The sequence below is a fragment of the Streptomyces sp. NBC_01351 genome (assembly GCF_036237315.1).
In the GTDB taxonomy this organism is placed as follows: domain Bacteria; phylum Actinomycetota; class Actinomycetes; order Streptomycetales; family Streptomycetaceae; genus Streptomyces.
The window spans coordinates 5,639,120-5,656,662 of record NZ_CP108356.1; the positions used below are offsets into that span (position 1 = coordinate 5,639,120).

Below are 17,543 nucleotides of genomic sequence, written 5' to 3' on the forward strand. Positions count from 1 at the left end.
GCCCACAATCACCCGTTCGGAGCCAGCAGGAAGTGTTCATGACGAAGCTGTCCGTAGTTGTCCCCTGCTACAACGAAGAAGCGGTCATCGACAGCTTCGACGCGGAGATCCGCAGGGTCCTGGACTCCCTCCCCGTCGAGTACGAGGTCTGTTACGTCGACGACGGCAGCCGCGACGGCACCCTCGGGAAGCTCCGGAAGATCGCCGCCGAATACGGCGAGCAGACCCGGTACGTCTCCTTCAGCCGCAACTTCGGCAAGGAGGCCGGCATGCTCGCCGGCCTGCGCGAGACCACCGGCGACGCCGTCGTGATCATGGACGCGGATCTCCAGCACCCGCCGGAGCTCATCGCGACCATGCTCGACTACTACCGCCAGGGCCACGACCAGATCATCGCCCGCCGCACGCGCGAGGGCGACAAGAAGCTCCGCAGCGCGCTCAGCCGCCTGTACTACCGGGGTGTGAACCGCTGGGTCGACGTCGAGCTCACCGACGGCGTGGGCGACTTCCGCATGCTGTCGCGTCCGGCCGTGGACGCCCTGCTGTCGCTGCCGGAGTACAACCGCTTCTCCAAGGGCCTCTTCTCCTGGATCGGTTTCGACACCGTCCACTTCGACTACCAGAACGCCCAGCGCGAGGCCGGCGAGACCAAGTGGAAGTTCGGCTCCCTGCTGAACTACGGCATGGACGGCCTGATCTCCTTCAACAACCGGCCGCTGCGCATCGGGATCTGGCTCGGCGTCTCGCTGGTCGCCCTGACCGGCCTGTACGCCCTGTGGATCACGATCATGGCGATGACCAACGGCGTCGAGTCGCCCGGCTACGTCACCATCGTGGCGATGATCGCCGGCATCGGCGGCGTGCAGATGATCATGCTGGGTCTGATCGGAGAGTACATCGGGCGCATCTACTACGAGACCAAGCGGCGCCCGCACTTCCTGGTGAAGGAATCGCACGGCGTGGACCCGGTCTCGGGAACCGCCACGGCGGCACAGGCCACGATCGTGGAGCGCAGCGCCCGATGAGCAGACGAGAACAGCTCGGCCAGATCATCCGCTTCGCCCTGGTGGGCGGGGTCAACACCGCCACCTTCTTCGGCCTCTACCTGCTCCTGCACCCGTGGATGCCGTACTTCGCCGCCTACAGCCTCGCCTTCGTGCTGGCGATGGTCGGCTCGTTCTTCATGAACACCTACTTCACGTACCGGACCCGTCCCACCTGGAAGAAGTTCCTCCTCTTCCCGCTGACGAACGTCACGAACTACGTGATCCAGTCCGTCGGGCTCTACGCCCTCGTGGCCTGGGCCGGGATGGACACAAGGATCGCCCCGCTGGTGGCGGCCGTCGTGGCGATCCCGTTCACCTTCGTGCTCTCCCGCAAGATCCTCGTGCCGGGCACGGCCGCCGCGCGCGCCGAGCAGCCGGAGTCGGGGTCGGAGTCGGGGTCGGCCGGAACCAAGCCCACGTCCGAGTCCGAGTCCAAGTCCACGGTCTGAAACCCCGGAGCGGCCGCCGTGCGCCACACCGTAGATTGAGGCGGCAGGCATTCACGGAATTCGGCAAGGGGCAAGGGGACAGACGTGTCAGCGGCTAGGCAAGGTGTCGTGGACGCCCGCAGAATCGTGGTCAAGGTCGGCTCCTCCTCCCTGACCACGGCGGCCGGCGGACTCGACGCCGACCGGGTGGACGCACTGGTCGACGTCCTGGCCAAGTCCCGCAGCGGCGGCGAGAAGGAGATCGTCCTGGTCTCCAGCGGCGCCATCGCCGCCGGACTCTCCCCGCTCGGACTGCGCCGCCGCCCCAAGGACCTGGCCCGGCAGCAGGCCGCTGCCAGCGTCGGCCAGGGCCTGCTCGTCGCCCGCTACACCGCCTCCTTCGCCCGCTACGGCATCCGCGTCGGCCAGGTGCTGCTCACCACGGACGACACCAGCCGCCGCGCCCACTACCGCAACGCCTACCGCACCCTGGACCAGCTCCTCGCGATGGGCGCCCTGCCCGTGGTCAACGAGAACGACACCGTGGCCACGGACGAGATCCGCTTCGGCGACAACGACCGGCTGGCCGCCCTCGTCGCCCACCTCGTCCGCGCGGACCTCCTCGTCCTCCTCTCGGACGTGGACGGCCTCTACGACGGGGACCCGTCCCTGCCCGGCACCACCCGCATCGACGAGGTCCGCGGGCCCGAGGACATCGCGCACGTCACCATCGGCAGCGCCGGCAAGGCGGGCGTGGGCACCGGCGGCATGGTCACCAAGGTCGAGGCAGCCCGGATCGCCGCCGCGGCAGGCATCCCCGTCGTCCTCACCTCCGCCAGCCAGGCGGCCGACGCCCTGGCCGGGCGCGCCACGGGCACGCACTTCCACGCCACCGGACGCCGCTCGGCGGACCGGCTGCTGTGGCTCCAGCACGCGTCGACCCCCCAGGGCCACCTGGTCCTCGACGAGGGCGCGGTCCGCGCGGTCACCGAACGCGGCAGCTCGCTGCTGCCCGCCGGCATCGCGGCCGTCGAGGGCGACTTCGTCGCGGGCGACCCGGTCGAACTGCGCTCCGCCGACGGCCGCCCGATCGCCCGGGGCCTGGTCAACTTCGACGCCAAGGAGCTCCCGCAGCTCCTCGGCCGCTCCACCCGCGAGCTCGCGGCGGAACTCGGACCCGAGTACGAACGGGAGGTCGTCCACCGGGACGATCTCGTCCTCCTGCAGGGCTGAGGTTCGGCAAAACCGCCGCGCGGCAGCCCGTGGACTGGTCAACTGTGAGGGGTCCGGCGGACACGCGCAGCGGAGACAGGAGGCGGCTGGTGAGACGAGCGCTGACCAGCGTCGGCACGGGGGACGGTGACGGCGGGGACGGGCGGGACGAGAGGGGCGAATCCTCCCTCGAAGCCTCCCGCCTCTGGCACGTCACCCTGAGCGTCTCCGGAAAGCCGGCGCCACTGTCCGACGTCCGGCGCGGGCTGGAACAACTGGCCCACGACCACCCCTTCCTGCTGACCAGCCGCTACGCCGACGACCACGCGGAGATCCGCTACTGGGAGGAGGCCCGCGACCTCCACGACGCGGCGGCCGTCGCCCTCCGGCTCTGGGGCGAACACCGCTCCTCGGCGCAGCTCCCCCCTTGGGAGATCGTCGGGCTGGAGGTCATCGACCGCGCCACGTACCACCAACGCGTCGCAGAAGGCTACGGCCCACCTCCGGCCCACCCGGTGGGCGTCCACCCGTACTGAGCCGCCCCATCCAGCCCCGGCCGTGCCCCGCCAGCCCCGCCGGCGTTTGAGGAGCGGGGTCTGGGGCGGAGCCCCAGGTCCTTTCCAGCCCGTCCGCCGTTTGCGGACCGGGTCCGGGCGGAGCCCGGGGAACGGTGGAAGGGCGGGGCGGGGAGAGGCTCCGCGCAGCGGCCCGTCGCAGCGACCCGCCCCCGGGCCCCAACCGACCCGGGACCGGCCCGGCGCGAGCCGTCTCGCAGGCCGGAAACCCCATCGGCCGACCCCGTCCCGGGGACTACCCTGGCGGCATGACCTCGCTCGATGCCGCCCCCGCCACCTCACCCGTCCTCGCCACCGCGCACCGGTCCCGCACGGCCGCCGCCACCATCGCCCCGCTCCCGCGCTCCGCCAAGGACACGGCCCTGCTGGCGATCGCGGACGCGCTGGAGGCCCGTACGGCCGAGATCATCGCAGCCAACGCCGTCGACACCGACAAGGCCCGCGCCGCCGGCACCAGCGAGACCGTCATCGACCGTCTCACCCTCACCCCGGACCGCGTCGCGGCCATCGCCTCCGACGTGCGCGACGTCGCCGCCCTCCCCGACCCCGTCGGCGAGGTCGTCCGCGGCAACACCCTCCCCAACGGCATCGACATCCGGCAGATCCGCGTCCCGCTCGGCGTCGTCGGCATCATCTACGAGGCCCGCCCCAACGTCACCGTCGACGCCGCCGCCCTCTGCCTGAAGTCCGGCAACGCGGTCCTCCTGCGCGGCAGCTCCTCCGCCTACGCCTCCAACACCGCCCTCGTCGCCATCCTCCGCGACGCCATCGCCGGGGCGGGCCTGCCCGCCGACGCGATCCAGCTGGTCCCCGGCGAGTCCCGCGAGTCCGTCCGCGAGCTGATGCGCGCCCGCGGCCTCGTCGACGTGCTCATCCCGCGCGGCGGCGCCTCCCTCATCAAGACGGTCGTCGAAGAGTCCACCGTCCCGGTCATCGAGACCGGTACCGGCAACTGCCACGTCTACGTGGACGCCCAGGCCGACCTGGACATGGCCGTGGACATCCTCATCAACTCCAAGGCCCAGCGGCCCTCCGTCTGCAACGCCGCCGAGACCCTCCTCGTGCACCGCGACATCGCCGACGCCTTCCTGCCCCGCGCCCTTGACGCCCTCGCCGACGCCGGCGTGACCGTCCACGCGGACGCCCGCGTCCTCGCCGCCGCCGCGGACTCCAAGGCGACCGCCCTCCCCGCCACCGACGAGGACTGGGCAGCCGAGTACCTCTCCTACGACATCGCCGCCGGCGTCGTGGACTCCCTCGACGACGCCGTCGCCCACATCCGCCGCTGGACCTCCGGTCACACCGAGGCGATCGTCACCACCTCGCAGGCCGCCGCGCGCCGCTTCACCCAGCTGGTCGACTCGACCACGGTTGCCGTGAACGCCTCCACCCGGTTCACCGACGGTGGCCAGTTCGGCTTCGGCGCCGAGATCGGAATCTCCACACAGAAGCTGCACGCCCGGGGCCCCATGGGCCTTCCCGAGCTCACCTCCACCAAGTACATCGTCACCGGCGACGGTCACGTTCGGTAGTCGAAGGGCGAACACGGTGTGGCCGGATTCGGTGCACACCCTGCCCAAAGCGGCCCCCCAGGTCTACGCTGGTTCCGTGCCGGACGACGTGGGGGGCAAGCCGTTCCCGGACGACGGGGAGCCCGACGACGACCGCGGAGGCGCGGAACAGGAATTCGCCTCCGTGGTGTTCGACGAGGCCTTCGTCCGGAACGCCGAGATCCATGAACCGAGCGCCGCCGAGCGCCAGCGGGCGGCCGACCGGGCGCGCGCGGAGGCCGAAGCGGCCCGAGCCGTCGCCGGCGGCTGGACGGGCGACGACGACTACGACAGCTACGGTTACGGCCACCCGGACGGGTACGACGCCGACGACCACGGCTGGGACCGCGAGCGGGGCCACCTCCACCCCGACGCCCCGTACGGGGCCTACGGCGGCAGCCTGCGCCCGTACCGGGGCCGCTCCCCGTGGCTGCGCCCGGTCGCCTGGGTGCTCGCCTTCGTCATGGGCCTCGGCATGATCGCCCTCGCCTTCAGCGCCGTGTACCGCAGCGCCTCGGGCGAGGCGGATCCCGCGCCGGCGCCCGCCAGTACGCCGTTGAGGGAAGTCACCGGCGTCGGCGCGTTTACGCACCCCTCCGGCCGCCAACCCTGAAGGTACGACCCCACGCGCGTACGCCGGAGGTGGGGGCTTCTCTGAAGCGGGGACAGCGGGAGAAGCGATGGCCGTTCCAGGAGATCCACCCGACGGCACCCCCGAGGGCATGGGCGGGGGCGACGAGGAGTTCCGAGCGGACGAATACCGGTCGGTGGTGTTCGACGAGGACTTCGTGAGGGCTGCCCGGCTCCAGGAGTACTCCGCTCAGGAACGCATGGGCGAGCACGCCCGGGCCGTGCGCAGCCGCTCCATCTGGTCGGGCAGCGGCCCCACCTCGGGCACCGGCACGCCCGGCAGGGGCGCCCGGCAGGGCATGCTGCTCGTGCTGCTCATCGCCAGTGCCTTCGCGGCCGCCGTCTACATGGGGCTGCGCAACCCCTACGTCCCGCCGTCCGTCGGCCCCGCCGCGGCCCTCAGCAGCACCGTCGTCCCGCTCGCGCCCACCACGGCCGTACCCGGTGGCCGCCCGGTGGACCTGTACGCGACGAGCCCCGCGGCCGACTACCGCGTCGGGGCGGCCGGGATCACCCTCCCGGCCGTGCGCCGCACCCACCACTTCACCGACAGCGAGGTCGTCGCCGCGCTGTCCATCGCCAAGGACTACCTGGTGCAGTCCTCGCTGGACCCCGACGTCCTGTCCGGCTCCGCGTCCCGGCCCGTCAGGGTGCTGCTGGACCCCGACCAGCTGGCCCAGTTCGACCGCAGCGTGAGCTCGCCCTCCGGGGACGGCCGGCACGCCGCCACCGGCTGGCTGGTCCGCTTCGACCCGGGCACCGCCGTAATGGCCGACTCCCGGGTCCGGGTCAGCGGAACCCTCGCCTTCGACGAGGTGCGCGCCGATGTGCTGGAGGTGATCACCGACCACACCTTCGTGTACGCGGTACGCCCGGCCACTGGAGCCCCGGCCGCGGCCGACGGCGCCTCGCTCTTCACGGTCCGGCGCGAGCTGCGGCTGCGCTTCGACCGCGAGGACCTCACCGCGCGCCGGGCGGAACTGGTCTCGGCCTATGTGATGGCCGGGCCGCAGGACTGCTCCCACGACCCGGCGGACGGCTTCCGCCCGGTCCTGGCCGGAGCCGGTCCGACCACGGTCGGACCGGCCGCGAGCGACCCGTACGCCAGCGGCCGGCCGAGGCGCACCGCCGGGCTCTGCGGCGTACTGGCGCCGCCCCCGACCCCGACGGTCACCCCGGTCAGCCCTGGCCCGTAGCCCCCCGGTCGTCCTTGCCCTCGGCGGACCCGGCCCCGGGCGCAGACCCCGACCCGGAACCCGCGCCGGCTGCCCCGGTGAACTTGTCGCGGAGCTTGCCGCCCAGGTCGCCCGCGCCGCCCGCGAGGTCGCCGACCAGCTTCATCAGCGGATCCTTGCTCGTGCGCACCGAGTCGGCGTAGTGCGCGGCGGACTGCCGGAAGGAGTCCGTCACCGAGGTGTCCTTGTCGTCCTCCCGCCGCGGGTAGTGGCCGTCCATGATCCGCTGGTAGTCGCGGTTCTCGGACCACTTCTTCAGCTCGGCCGCCCGGACCGTGGTGAAGGGGTGCGTGCGGGGCAGCACGTTGAGGATCTTCAGGACGGAGTCGCGCAGATCGCCGCTCGACTCGTACTCATCGGCCTGGGCCAGGAAGGCGTCCACGTTCATCTCGTGGAGGTGGTTGCCGCCGGCGATCTTCATCAGCCCGCGCATCGAGGCCTGCACGTCCTGTCCCACCAGCAGCCCGGCCCGGTCCGCCGAGAGCTCGGACTTGCGGAACCACTCCCGCAGGCCGGTCACCAGCGCCATGATCGCCATGTTGCCCAGCGGGATCCACGCGACCTTCAGCGCGAGGTTCGTCAGGAAGAGCAGGATCGTGCGGTACACGGAGTGCCCCGACAGCGCGTGGCCCACCTCGTGGCCCACCACCGCCCGCATCTCCTCCTCGTCGAGCAGCTCGACGAGGCTGGTGGTCACCACGATGATCGGCTCGTCGAGCCCGATGCACATGGCGTTGGGCTTCGGGTCCTGCTGCACGTACATCTGCGGGACCTTCTCCAGGTCCAGGATGTAGCAGGCGTCGCGGAGCATCGCGTACAGGTGGGGGAACTGCGTCTCGCCCACCCGCACCGATTCCGACAGGAACAGCAGTCGCAGGCTCCGCTCGGGCAGCAGCGCGCTGAGTGCCTTGAAAACCGTGTCGAAGCCGCTCAGCTTGCGCAGCGCCACCAGCGCCGAGCGGTCCGCGGGATGCTCGTACGCCCGCGACGAGATGCCGGGGAACCTCCTTCGGTCCCTCGCCGGTGCCCGTCCGTGCTCTGTCTCCGTCATAGCGCCCTCCCCTGGGTCGACCTGGCTCGCAATGCGTCTATCCTCTCCAACGCCTGAGTCGGCGTGAGCGTGCCCCAGGCCCCCGCATACGATGTGAGCGAAGTCTCCGCCCGCTCCCCGACTCGATAGGTACCTGCCTGATGAGCCTCTCCTCCACCGCCCACAACCTGGTCGTCCTCGCTTCGGGAGGGGCCGAGCAGCACGGCGGCAACCACGACAGCCTGAGCCCGTACCTGACCGGCGGTGCGGCGTTCGTCATCCTGATGCTGATGCTCTGGGTGACCACGCGCCTGAACCGCGACCGCTAGAGCCTTGTCCGGCGCGCCCACTGGGCCAGTAGGCTCTGCGCTCATGGGAGAGCAGGAAGTGCCTACGGGCCCGGTCAAGCGCCGGCTCGGCGTGATGGGCGGGACGTTCGACCCGATCCACCACGGACACCTGGTGGCCGCCAGCGAGGTCGCCGCCCTTTTCCACCTCGACGAGGTGGTGTTCGTACCGACCGGCGAGCCGTGGCAGAAGTCGCAGCGCGCGGTCTCGCCCGCCGAGGACCGCTACCTGATGACGGTGATCGCCACCGCGTCGAACCCGCAGTTCTCGGTGAGCCGCATCGACATCGACCGCGGCGGGCCGACGTACACGATCGACACCCTGCGGGATCTGAAGGCACTGAACGACGACGCCGACCTGTTCTTCATCACCGGTGCCGATGCGCTCGCCCAGATCCTGACCTGGCGGAACGCCGACGAGCTCTTCTCGCTCTCCCACTTCATCGGAGTCACCCGGCCGGGCCACGTGCTCACCGACGACGGACTGCCCGAGGGCGGCGTCTCGCTCGTCGAGGTGCCGGCACTGGCGATTTCGTCCACGGACTGTCGTGCGAGGGTGGCCCAGGGGGATCCTGTCTGGTACTTGGTGCCCGACGGCGTGGTGCGCTACATCGACAAGCGTGAGCTGTACCGGGGAGCCTGAGCTTCCGGAGAGAGGGGCCCCGCGGTGAACGACCGACAGGATCCGTACGACGCGTACGGCGCCCAGGAGCAGCAGCTCATCGGCTATGACGCCTACGGGCGGCCGGTGTACGGCCAGGTGCCCGAGTACCCGGCCCGGCCCGCTCCGCAGGCCCCTCAGGCACCCCAGGCCCCGCAGTACGAGCAGCAGCAGTACGGCTACCAGGGCTACGGCGAGCAGCGGCAGCAACAGCAGCAGTACTACCCGCCGCAGCAGCAGGTCGCCGAGGAGTACGGCCGGCAGGACCACCAGCAGGCAGCCGGGTACGGCTACGACAACGGCTACGACACCCAAGCGACCCAGCAGTGGCTCCCGCAGCAGACCGCCCCGGAGCCCCAGGCCCACCCCGCTCACCAGACCCACCAGGCGCGGCAGCCCCAGCAGGCCCCGCCGGCGCCCGCCGAGCGCCCGGCCGTCCAGGTCCCCGAGCCGCGCCGGCCCGAAGGCGAGTCCGAGGCGGGGCGGGACTACCGCACCGAGATGTTCGCCTTCATCGACCAGCCGGACGAGGACTCCGAGGACGTCATCGACTGGCTCAAGTTCACCGAGAGCCGGACCGAACGCCGCGAGGAGGCCCGCCGCCGCGGCCGCAACCGGGTCGTGGCGCTGATCGTCGTCCTCGCCCTCTTCGTCGTCGCCGGCCTCGGCTACCTCTGGTACGCGGGCAAGCTGCCCTTCCTCGACGGGCCCGGGGAGAAGAAGAACGCGGCGACCGCCGACGCCGGGGCGCAGAAGCGCGACATGATCGTCGTCCACCTGCACAACACCAAGAAGGGCGGCACCGCCTCGGCGCTGCTCGTCGACAACGTCACCACCAAGCAGGGCGCCACCGTCCTGCTGCCGAACTCCCTCGGCGTCCCCGGCCAGGACGGGAGCACCACGGCGCTCGGCAAGGCCGTCGAAGAGGGCGGCCTCGGCACCCGTGAGGCACTCGACTCGGTGCTCGGCACCCACATCGGCGGGACCTGGCGGCTCGACACCCCCTTCCTGGAGAACCTGGTCGAGCTCGTCGGCGGCATCGAGGTCGACACCGACACCGCGGTCCCGGCGGACGACGCGGCCAAGGCCCCGGCCGTGGGGCAGGGGCAGAAGCAGAGCCTGAGCGGCCCCATGGCCGTCGCGTACGCCACGTACCGCGCCCAGGGAGAGCCGGAGGCCAAGCAGCTGGAACGCGTGGGCAAGGTGCTCCACGCGGTGCTGCGCAAGGTCCCGGGCGACCCGAAGGCGGCGGCGGTGACCGTCGAGAGCATGGGCCAGATCCTCGACCCGGCGCTGAACGCGCAGACGCTCGGAGCCCTCCTCTCCCGGCTCGGCGCGCACGCCAAGGTGGGCGAGTACCGCACCGACGTCCTCGCGGTGAAGGCGGACGGCACCCTCACGGACGAAGCCAACAAGAAGGTCGTCAAGGAGGTCCTGGGCGGCGCCGTCGCCGAGGCCCAGCCCGGCGCGGCACCGCGCGTCGGCCTCAAGGACGCCACCGGCGACGACAAGACGCAGGTCGCGGCGAAGGCGGCGCTGCTGAACGGCGGCTACACCTTCGTGGACGGCGGCAAGGCCGACAAGCCGGCCGCGACCTCGCAGATCACGTACCAGGACGACGCGGCCAAGGGCCGGGCGATCGAGGTCGCCAAGACCCTGGGGCTGCCCGAGACGGTCGTGAAGAAGGCCGAGAACGCGGTCAATGCCGAGGTCGTGGTGATCCTGGGCAAGGACTACAAAACGTCCTGACCTGGGCGCGAGGCGGGAACGGGGGCCGGTTGGGCCCGCGCGGGACCTTCCGCGCGGGCGGTGTCGGCGGTACGTGAGACCCTTGTATGGATCTGCCCGCCAACCCGAAAGCATGGCCAGTGACCGCCACGGACCGCTCCATCGAGCTCATCACCACCGCCGCCCAGGCGGCGGCCGACCGGCTCGCGCACGACATCATCGCGTACGACGTCAGCGACGTGCTGTCGATCACCGACGCCTTCCTGCTCGCCTCGGCGCCCAACGACCGCCAGGTCAAGTCGATCGTCGACGAGATCGAGGAGCGCCTGCTCAAGGAGCTCGGCGCCAAGCCGGTGCGCCGCGAGGGCGACCGCGACGCCCGCTGGATCCTGCTCGACTACATCGACATCGTCGTCCACGTGCAGCACAGCGAGGAGCGTGTCTTCTACGCGCTGGAGCGCCTGTGGAAGGACTGCCCCGAGATCGAGCTGCCCGAGGACGCCAAGCTCACCCTCGGCAAGGCCGAGGAGCACGCCAAGCTGCGCGAGGCCGCCGGCGACGAGGACCTGGACGGTGATCTGTTCTGAGCACGACCGACACGGGCAAGTCCGGTAGGAAGATCGTCCTCTGGCGGCACGGCCAGACCTCGTGGAACCTGGAGCGCCGCTTCCAGGGCTCCACGGACATCGAGCTGACCGAGATGGGTGTGGCGCAGGCGCGCCGCGCCGCTCGGCTCCTCGCCTCACTGAAGCCGGACGCCATCGTCGCCTCCGACCTGCGGCGGGCCTCCGACACGGCTGCGGAGCTGGCCGCCATCACCGGTCTGCCCGTGGTGCACGACGAGGCGCTGCGCGAGACCTATGCCGGTGAGTGGCAGGGCCTCACGCACGACGAGATCCTCGCGAAGTACGGCGAGCAGTACGCGGCGTGGAAGCGCGGCGAGTCGGTCCGTCGAGGTGGCGGGGAGTTGGAGACCGAGGTCGCCGACCGCGCCGCGCCGGTGGTGCTGGAGCACGCCGACCGGCTGCCGCAGGACGGCACGCTGGTCGTGGTCAGCCACGGCGGCACCATCCGCACGACCATCGGCCGCCTGTTGGGCCTGGACGCGTACCAATGGGAGGGCCTCGGCGGGCTCTCCAACTGCTGCTGGTCCGTCCTCGGTGAGGGCGCGCGCGGCTGGCGTCTGATGGAGCACAACGCCGGCACGCTGCCGGAACCGGTGCTCGGCGACGACGACTGAGCCCTTCCGCGGGGCGGCTCCGACCCGGATTTCACTTTCCGGCTGGTCACAGGCTAGAGTTCTTCTTGTTCGCAGCGAAGAACACCGGAAACGGGGGAAGCGCCGCGGAGAGCGGGGCTATAGCTCAGTTGGTAGAGCGCCTGCATGGCATGCAGGAGGTCTGGAGTTCAATTCTCCATAGCTCCACAATCAGGATCCCGTCCCCAACAGGGGGCGGGATCCTTGCTTTTGTACCCTTTGCGCTTACTGACCTGGCCCGCACCGGCATGGCAGAATCGGACCGCCGGAGGGGGAGTCGACGGCCCGACGCGGGAGGGAGTCGCTGACGGATGGGTGCACACCGGCGGCGGTGCGACTGGTGCAACAACGGCACGCCGATCGTGCGGGACATGGAACCGGTCAACCCCGACTACCAGTACTGGTGCGAGGAATGCGCGCGGGCGCTGATCATAAAAGGCGACCCGATCGAGACGTACCGTGAGCTGGAGGGCGAGCCGATCTACGGCCGGCTGCTCGACGAGCACTGCACGCTCAAGCGGTTCTACCAGTTCGCGCGAGCGTGACGAGAAGGTACAAATCGGGCATGGCTCCGGGCCGGTGGAAACCGATTTTTGGACCAGGGCCATGACCGTGTAATGTTTGGGACGTCGCCAAGGGGAACCGGACAAGGGGAACCGAAGCGGCAAGTAGGACAAGGGGCTATAGCTCAGTTGGTAGAGCGCCTGCATGGCATGCAGGAGGTCTGGAGTTCAATTCTCCATAGCTCCACAGTAAAGAAGCGGGCCACCCGGATCGGGTGGCCCGCTTCTCGTTGTGCCGCTCCGTGTCGCCGTGTGGAACGGCAGAGCGTCGGCGGGGGCCGCTGCGGTACCCTGACGCCATGCGTGCCGTACGCCTTCTGCTTACCGAGCCGCGCTGATCAGCGCCGACCCTTCGAGACGGTCGGCACCGGCGCGGCGCCCCCTCCTGTGCGAGGGGTTTTTTCGTTTGGGCAGGCAGAGACGGCAGAGACGATCGATGGAGCTTCAGGAATCATGAGCGAGACGAACACCCCGGCCCCCGAGGCGGCCGAGGCGCACCGTTACACGGCTGCCATGGCCGCCGACATCGAGGCACGCTGGCAGGACGTATGGGACGCGCAGGGCACGTACGAGGCCCCGAACCCGACCGGTGACCTGGCCGGAACCACTTCTCAGGCGGCGGCGATGGTCGCGCGGCCCAAGAAGTTCATCATGGACATGTTCCCGTACCCCTCCGGCGCGGGCCTGCACGTCGGTCACCCGCTCGGGTACATCGCCACCGACGTCTTCGCCCGCCACCAGCGGATGACCGGCCACAACGTCCTGCACACCCTGGGCTTCGACGCCTTCGGCCTGCCGGCCGAGCAGTACGCCGTGCAGACCGGCACGCACCCGCGCGTGTCGACCGAGGCGAACATCGAGAACATGAAGGTCCAGCTGCGCCGCCTGGGCCTGGGCCACGACAAGCGCCGGTCCTTCGCGACGATCGACCCGGACTACTACAAGTGGACCCAGTGGATCTTCCTGCAGATCTACAACTCCTGGTACGACACCGACGCGGCCAAGGCCCGCCCGATCGCCGAACTGGTCGCCGCCTTCGAGGACGGCTCCCGCGAGGTCCCCGGCGGGCGTGCCTGGGCCGGGCTGACCGCGGGCGAGCGGACCGACGTACTGAACGAGTACCGGCTGGCGTACTCCTCGGACGCGCCCGTGAACTGGTGCCCCGGGCTGGGCACCGTACTGGCCAACGAGGAAGTCACCGCCGACGGCCGGTCCGAGCGCGGCAACTTCCCCGTCTTCAAGTCCCGGCTGAGCCAGTGGAACATGCGGATCACCGCGTACGCCGACCGGCTGATCGACGACCTGGACGCGCTGGACTGGCCCGAGGCAATCAAGCTGCAGCAGCGGAACTGGATCGGCCGCAGCGAGGGCGCGCGTGTCGACTTCGCGCTGGGCGACGAGGCCATCACCGTCTTCACCACCCGCCAGGACACGCTGTTCGGCGCGACCTACATGGTGCTGGCGCCCGAGCACCCGCTGGTCGAGAAGTTCATCCCGGCCGCCTGGCCCGAGGGCACCCGCGAGGTGTGGACCGGCGGGCACGCCAGCCCGGCCGAGGCCGTGGCCGCGTACCGCGCCTTCTCCGCCGCCAAGTCGGACGTCGAGCGGCAGGCCGACGCCAAGGAGAAGACCGGCGTCTTCACCGGCGAGTTCGCGCTCAACCCGGTCAGCGGCGAGAAGGTCCCCGTCTTCATCGCCGACTACGTGCTGATGGGCTACGGCACCGGCGCGATCATGGCCGTCCCGGCGCACGACAGCCGTGACTTCGAGTTCGCGCGCGCCTTCGAACTGCCGATGCGCTGCGTCGTGCAGCCCTCGGACGGGCGCGGCACCGACCCGGCCGAGTGGGACGACGCCTTCGCCTCCTACGAGGCCAAGCTGGTCAACTCCACGGGCGAGGGCATCTCGCTGGACGGCCTGGGCGTCGTCGAGGCCAAGGCCGTGATCACCGACTGGCTGGCCGAGCGCGGCATCGGCGAGGGCACGGTCAACTTCCGGCTGCGCGACTGGCTGTTCAGCCGCCAGCGCTACTGGGGCGAGCCCTTCCCGATCGTCTACGACGAGGACGGCGTCGCGCACTCGCTGCCCGAGTCGATGCTGCCGCTGGAGCTGCCGGAGGTCGAGGACTACTCGCCGCGCACCTTCGAGCCGGACGACGCCACCTCCAAGCCGGAGACCCCGCTGTCCCGCAACGAGTCGTGGGTCAACGTCGAGCTGGACCTGGGCGACGGCCGGGGCACCCGCTCCTTCCGGCGCGAGACCAACACCATGCCGAACTGGGCCGGTTCCTGCTGGTACGAGCTGCGCTACCTGGACCCGAACAACGCGTCGGCCCTGGTCGACCCGGCGATCGAGCAGTACTGGATGGGCCCGCGCGAGGGTGTGCCGCACGGCGGCGTCGACCTGTACGTCGGCGGCGCCGAGCACGCGGTGCTGCACCTGCTGTACGCGCGCTTCTGGTCCAAGGTGCTGTTCGACCTGGGGCACGTCTCCTCGGCGGAGCCGTTCCACAAGCTGTTCAACCAGGGCATGATCCAGGCGTACGCGTACACCGACGCGCGCGGCGTCTACGTGCCCGCGGCCGAGGTCGAGGAGCGCGACGGCGGGTACTTCTACCAGGACCAGCCCGTCAAGCGTGAGCACGGCAAGATGGGCAAGTCCCTGAAGAACGCCGTCACGCCCGACGAGATCTGCGAGGAGTACGGCGCCGACACGCTGCGCCTGTACGAGATGGCTATGGGTCCGCTGGACGTCTCGCGTCCGTGGGACACCCGCGCCGTGGTCGGCCAGTACCGGCTGCTGCAGCGCCTGTGGCGCAACATCGTCGACGAGTCGACGGGCGCCGTCACCGTTGTGGACGGCGAGCCGGGCGAGGACACGCTGCGCGCGCTGCACAAGGCGATCGACGGGGCCGGTTCGGACATGGCGGGGCTGCGTTTCAACACGGCCATCGCGAAGATCACCGAGCTGAACAACTTCCTGACGAAGGCCGGCCGGCCGCTGGAGCGGTCGGTCGCCGAGGCCCTGGTGCTGCTGGTCGCCCCGCTGGCCCCGCACATCGCGGAGGAGCTGTGGCAGCGCCTGGGCCACGGTGAGTCGGTGGTCCACCAGGACTTCCCGGTCGCGGACCCGGCGTACGTCGTGGACGAGACCGTGACGTGCGTGGTGCAGATCAAGGGCAAGGTCAAGGCGCGCCTGGAGGTGCCGCCGACGATCTCGGAGGCGGACCTGGAGAAGCTGGCCCTGACCGACGAGGGCGTCGTGTCGGCGCTGGCCGGTGCGGAGATCCGCAAGGTGATCGTGCGCGCGCCGAAGCTGGTGAACATCGTCGTCTGAGGTCGTCTGAGGTCGTCTGAGGTCGTTTGCGGTCGTCTGGCATCGTCGGATGGCGTCTGACGTCATCCGACGCGTCTAGGGGTATTCCCGTACGGGCAGGTTGGGGGTTCGATTGGAACCCCTGGCCTGCCCGTGGCGTTTACGGTTGAGGGGACGGACAACGAATTGCGGGGACTGGGGAAGGGACACTCATGGAGGCCGCGTTGATCATCTTCGCGCTGATGGTGCTTTTCGCCTTCCTGGGCTTGGGCGCGTACGCGACGGTCAAGGTGGTGAAGGCGACCAAGCGAGGTGTGGACCGTACGATCACACAGGCGCGGCGGACGGTCGAGGACACCACGCTGCGGGCCAAGAGCCTGGGCCAGATCGGGGTCACGGCGTCGCTGGCACAGCTGCGGATCGACCTGCGGACGTCGATGCGGTCCACGCAGCAGGCGCTGCACGACGGGGTCCGGGCGGACGCCTCGCTCAAGGAGTCGATCGGCCTGTTCGAGCGGCTGAGCGCGCACGGGCACGAGCTGGACGACGAGATGAAGCGGCTGGAGCAGGAGCCCGACCGCAAGCGCACCGCCGACCTCCTGCCCGACCTGCGGGAGCGTACGGCCAAGATCACACAGGCCGCGGAGTCGCTGCGGTGGGCGGCGCGCGACCGGGCCCGGCGGTTCGCGGAGGACGACCTGTCCGTGCTGTCGGCGCAGATCGAGGTCGAGTCCGGGGCGCTGCGGGACTGGTCCCGTGAGTCGGTGGACGAGCTGGCGGCGGCCGCGGCGGCCTGGGACGCGGCGCAGGCGGCCGGAACGGCTCCTGCTCAGGGCGGCAGCCGTTCCGGCGCGGCCCCGCAGCCGAACTCGGCAAAGACGTCGGCGCAGACCCCGGCCCCGGCCCAGACCCCCACGGCTCTGAATCCGGCCGCGCCGGCGACTCCGTACCCTTGGCAGAAGACGCGCAGGCCGGAGAGCACGACCTGAGGCGGGGCGGGGCGGGAGAGCCCTCCTGCAGGGCACGCTGAAACCCCGGTGAGGGGTCAGGCTGCCGTCGCACCCCCACTGGCGGTAACCTCCGGCTCATGTCCCGCCATGTCGCCATCATCACCGATTCCACGGCCTACCTGCCCCAACCGGCCATGGCGCGGCACGGAATCACCTCCGTCCCGCTGACCGTCGTGCTGGGCGGCGAGGCGCTCGAGGAAGGCACCGAGATCTCGGCGCGCAGCCTCGCCCTGGCCCTGCAGAAGCGCCGCTCCGTCACCACCTCCCGCCCCAGCCCGGAGGAGTTCGTGCGGGCCTACCAGGCCGCCGTCGACGCCGGGGCGACCGGCATCGTCAGCCTGCACCTGTCCGCCGAGTTCTCCGGTACCTACGACGCCGCCGTGGTCGCGTCGCGGACCGCGGCCGTGCCCGTGCGCGTCGTGGACACCGGAATGGTCGCGATGGCGCTCGGCTTCTGCGCGCTGGCCGCCGCCGAGGTGGCCGAGGCGGGCGGTTCCGTGGACGACGCCGTGGTCGCCGCGGAGAAGCGGGCGGCGGACATGTCGGCGTACTTCTACGTCGACACCCTCGACTACCTCCGGCGCGGTGGCCGGATCGGCGCCGCGCAGGCGCTGCTCGGCTCGGCGCTGGCGGTGAAGCCGCTGCTGACCCTGGACGGCGGGCGGATCGAGATGCTGGAGAAGGTGCGCACGGCCTCCAAGGCCATCGCGCGGCTGGAGGAACTGGCCGTCGAGCGCGCCGGGTCGGGCAGTGTCGACGTGGCGGTGCACCACCTGGCGGCCCCGGAGCGGGCCGAGAAGCTCGCCCAGCGGCTGCGCGAGCGGATTCCGGGCCTGGTCGAACTTCACGTCAGCGAGGTCGGCGCGGTGATCGGGGCGCACACGGGGCCGGGGCTGCTGGCGGCGGTCGTCTCGCCGCGCTGACCGGCCTCCTGTCACCCGGGAGGGTGGCGGAG

17 protein-coding genes and 2 tRNA genes are annotated in these 17,543 nt (G+C 70.9%); 18 read left to right on the forward strand and 1 reads right to left on the reverse strand.

What is annotated here, in order from left to right; translation table 11 throughout:
* The first annotated feature begins 38 nt into the window (after positions 1-38).
* The 7 genes from OG625_RS25905 to OG625_RS25935 all read left to right on the forward strand — a co-directional run bounded on the left by OG625_RS25905 (position 39) and on the right by OG625_RS25935 (position 6,637).
* Positions 39-1,025: a glycosyltransferase family 2 protein gene (locus tag OG625_RS25905; RefSeq protein ID WP_329385659.1), complete on the forward strand. Its 987-nt coding sequence runs from the start codon at positions 39-41 to the stop codon at positions 1,023-1,025.
* Entirely contained in the window at positions 1,022-1,495 is a 474-nt protein-coding gene (locus OG625_RS25910; RefSeq protein ID WP_329385662.1) for a GtrA family protein, read from the forward strand. The genes OG625_RS25905 and OG625_RS25910 overlap by 4 nt, the downstream gene beginning before the upstream one ends.
* 84 nt (positions 1,496-1,579) lie before the next feature.
* The gene (gene proB, locus OG625_RS25915; RefSeq protein ID WP_329385665.1) at positions 1,580-2,707 is read left to right on the forward strand and encodes a glutamate 5-kinase; all 1,128 of its coding nucleotides are present in this window, start codon (positions 1,580-1,582) and stop codon (positions 2,705-2,707) included.
* Between the two features lie 29 nt (positions 2,708-2,736).
* Positions 2,737-3,222, forward strand: a complete 486-nt coding sequence (locus OG625_RS25920) for a hypothetical protein (protein ID WP_443067774.1) — start codon at positions 2,737-2,739, stop codon at positions 3,220-3,222.
* A 287-nt stretch (positions 3,223-3,509) separates the two neighbouring features.
* On the forward strand, positions 3,510-4,793 hold the full coding sequence (locus OG625_RS25925; RefSeq protein WP_329385671.1) for a glutamate-5-semialdehyde dehydrogenase: 1,284 nt from the start codon (positions 3,510-3,512) through the stop codon (positions 4,791-4,793).
* A gap of 76 nt (positions 4,794-4,869) precedes the next feature.
* Positions 4,870-5,424: an SCO2584 family spore wall biosynthesis protein gene (locus tag OG625_RS25930; RefSeq protein ID WP_329385674.1), complete on the forward strand. Its 555-nt coding sequence runs from the start codon at positions 4,870-4,872 to the stop codon at positions 5,422-5,424.
* 67 nt (positions 5,425-5,491) lie between these two features.
* Complete coding sequence (locus tag OG625_RS25935; protein WP_329385677.1) at positions 5,492-6,637, forward strand: SCO2583 family membrane protein; 1,146 nt, start codon at positions 5,492-5,494, stop codon at positions 6,635-6,637.
* Here OG625_RS25935 and OG625_RS25940 read toward each other — a convergent pair.
* Complete coding sequence (locus tag OG625_RS25940; protein WP_329385680.1) at positions 6,621-7,727, reverse strand: M48 family metallopeptidase; 1,107 nt, start codon at positions 7,725-7,727, stop codon at positions 6,621-6,623. The two genes, OG625_RS25935 and OG625_RS25940, sit on opposite strands and share 17 nt — an antisense overlap.
* Before the next feature lie 140 nt (positions 7,728-7,867).
* Here OG625_RS25940 and OG625_RS25945 point away from each other — a divergent pair, with 140 nt between their 5' ends.
* The 11 genes from OG625_RS25945 to OG625_RS25995 all read left to right on the forward strand — a co-directional run bounded on the left by OG625_RS25945 (position 7,868) and on the right by OG625_RS25995 (position 17,511).
* A complete protein-coding gene (locus OG625_RS25945) occupies positions 7,868-8,035 on the forward strand; it encodes a hypothetical protein (protein WP_329385683.1) in 168 nt (55 codons plus the stop codon).
* Positions 8,036-8,078: 43 nt separating this feature from the next.
* Positions 8,079-8,696: a nicotinate-nucleotide adenylyltransferase gene (nadD, locus tag OG625_RS25950; protein WP_329385686.1), complete on the forward strand. Its 618-nt coding sequence runs from the start codon at positions 8,079-8,081 to the stop codon at positions 8,694-8,696.
* Between the two features lie 24 nt (positions 8,697-8,720).
* Entirely contained in the window at positions 8,721-10,463 is a 1,743-nt protein-coding gene (locus tag OG625_RS25955; protein WP_329385688.1) for an LCP family protein, read from the forward strand.
* Positions 10,464-10,582: 119 nt separating this feature from the next.
* Complete coding sequence (gene rsfS / locus OG625_RS25960; protein WP_329385691.1) at positions 10,583-11,029, forward strand: ribosome silencing factor; 447 nt, start codon at positions 10,583-10,585, stop codon at positions 11,027-11,029.
* Entirely contained in the window at positions 11,026-11,682 is a 657-nt protein-coding gene (locus OG625_RS25965) for a histidine phosphatase family protein (RefSeq protein WP_329390952.1), read from the forward strand. The genes rsfS and OG625_RS25965 overlap by 4 nt, the downstream gene beginning before the upstream one ends.
* Positions 11,683-11,795: 113 nt before the next feature.
* Positions 11,796-11,868, forward strand: a tRNA-Ala gene (locus OG625_RS25970).
* A gap of 143 nt (positions 11,869-12,011) precedes the next feature.
* Complete coding sequence (locus OG625_RS25975) at positions 12,012-12,245, forward strand: hypothetical protein (RefSeq protein ID WP_007264019.1); 234 nt, start codon at positions 12,012-12,014, stop codon at positions 12,243-12,245.
* 132 nt (positions 12,246-12,377) lie between these two features.
* Positions 12,378-12,450 (forward strand) — tRNA-Ala (locus OG625_RS25980).
* Positions 12,451-12,716: 266 nt separating this feature from the next.
* On the forward strand, positions 12,717-15,599 hold the full coding sequence (leuS, locus tag OG625_RS25985; protein WP_329385694.1) for a leucine--tRNA ligase: 2,883 nt from the start codon (positions 12,717-12,719) through the stop codon (positions 15,597-15,599).
* A 191-nt stretch (positions 15,600-15,790) separates the two neighbouring features.
* Positions 15,791-16,567 (forward strand): hypothetical protein, encoded by a 777-nt coding sequence (locus OG625_RS25990; RefSeq protein WP_329385697.1) that lies wholly within the window; start codon positions 15,791-15,793, stop codon positions 16,565-16,567.
* A gap of 98 nt (positions 16,568-16,665) precedes the next feature.
* Complete coding sequence (locus tag OG625_RS25995; RefSeq protein ID WP_329385698.1) at positions 16,666-17,511, forward strand: DegV family protein; 846 nt, start codon at positions 16,666-16,668, stop codon at positions 17,509-17,511.
* Positions 17,512-17,543: the final 32 nt, after the last annotated feature.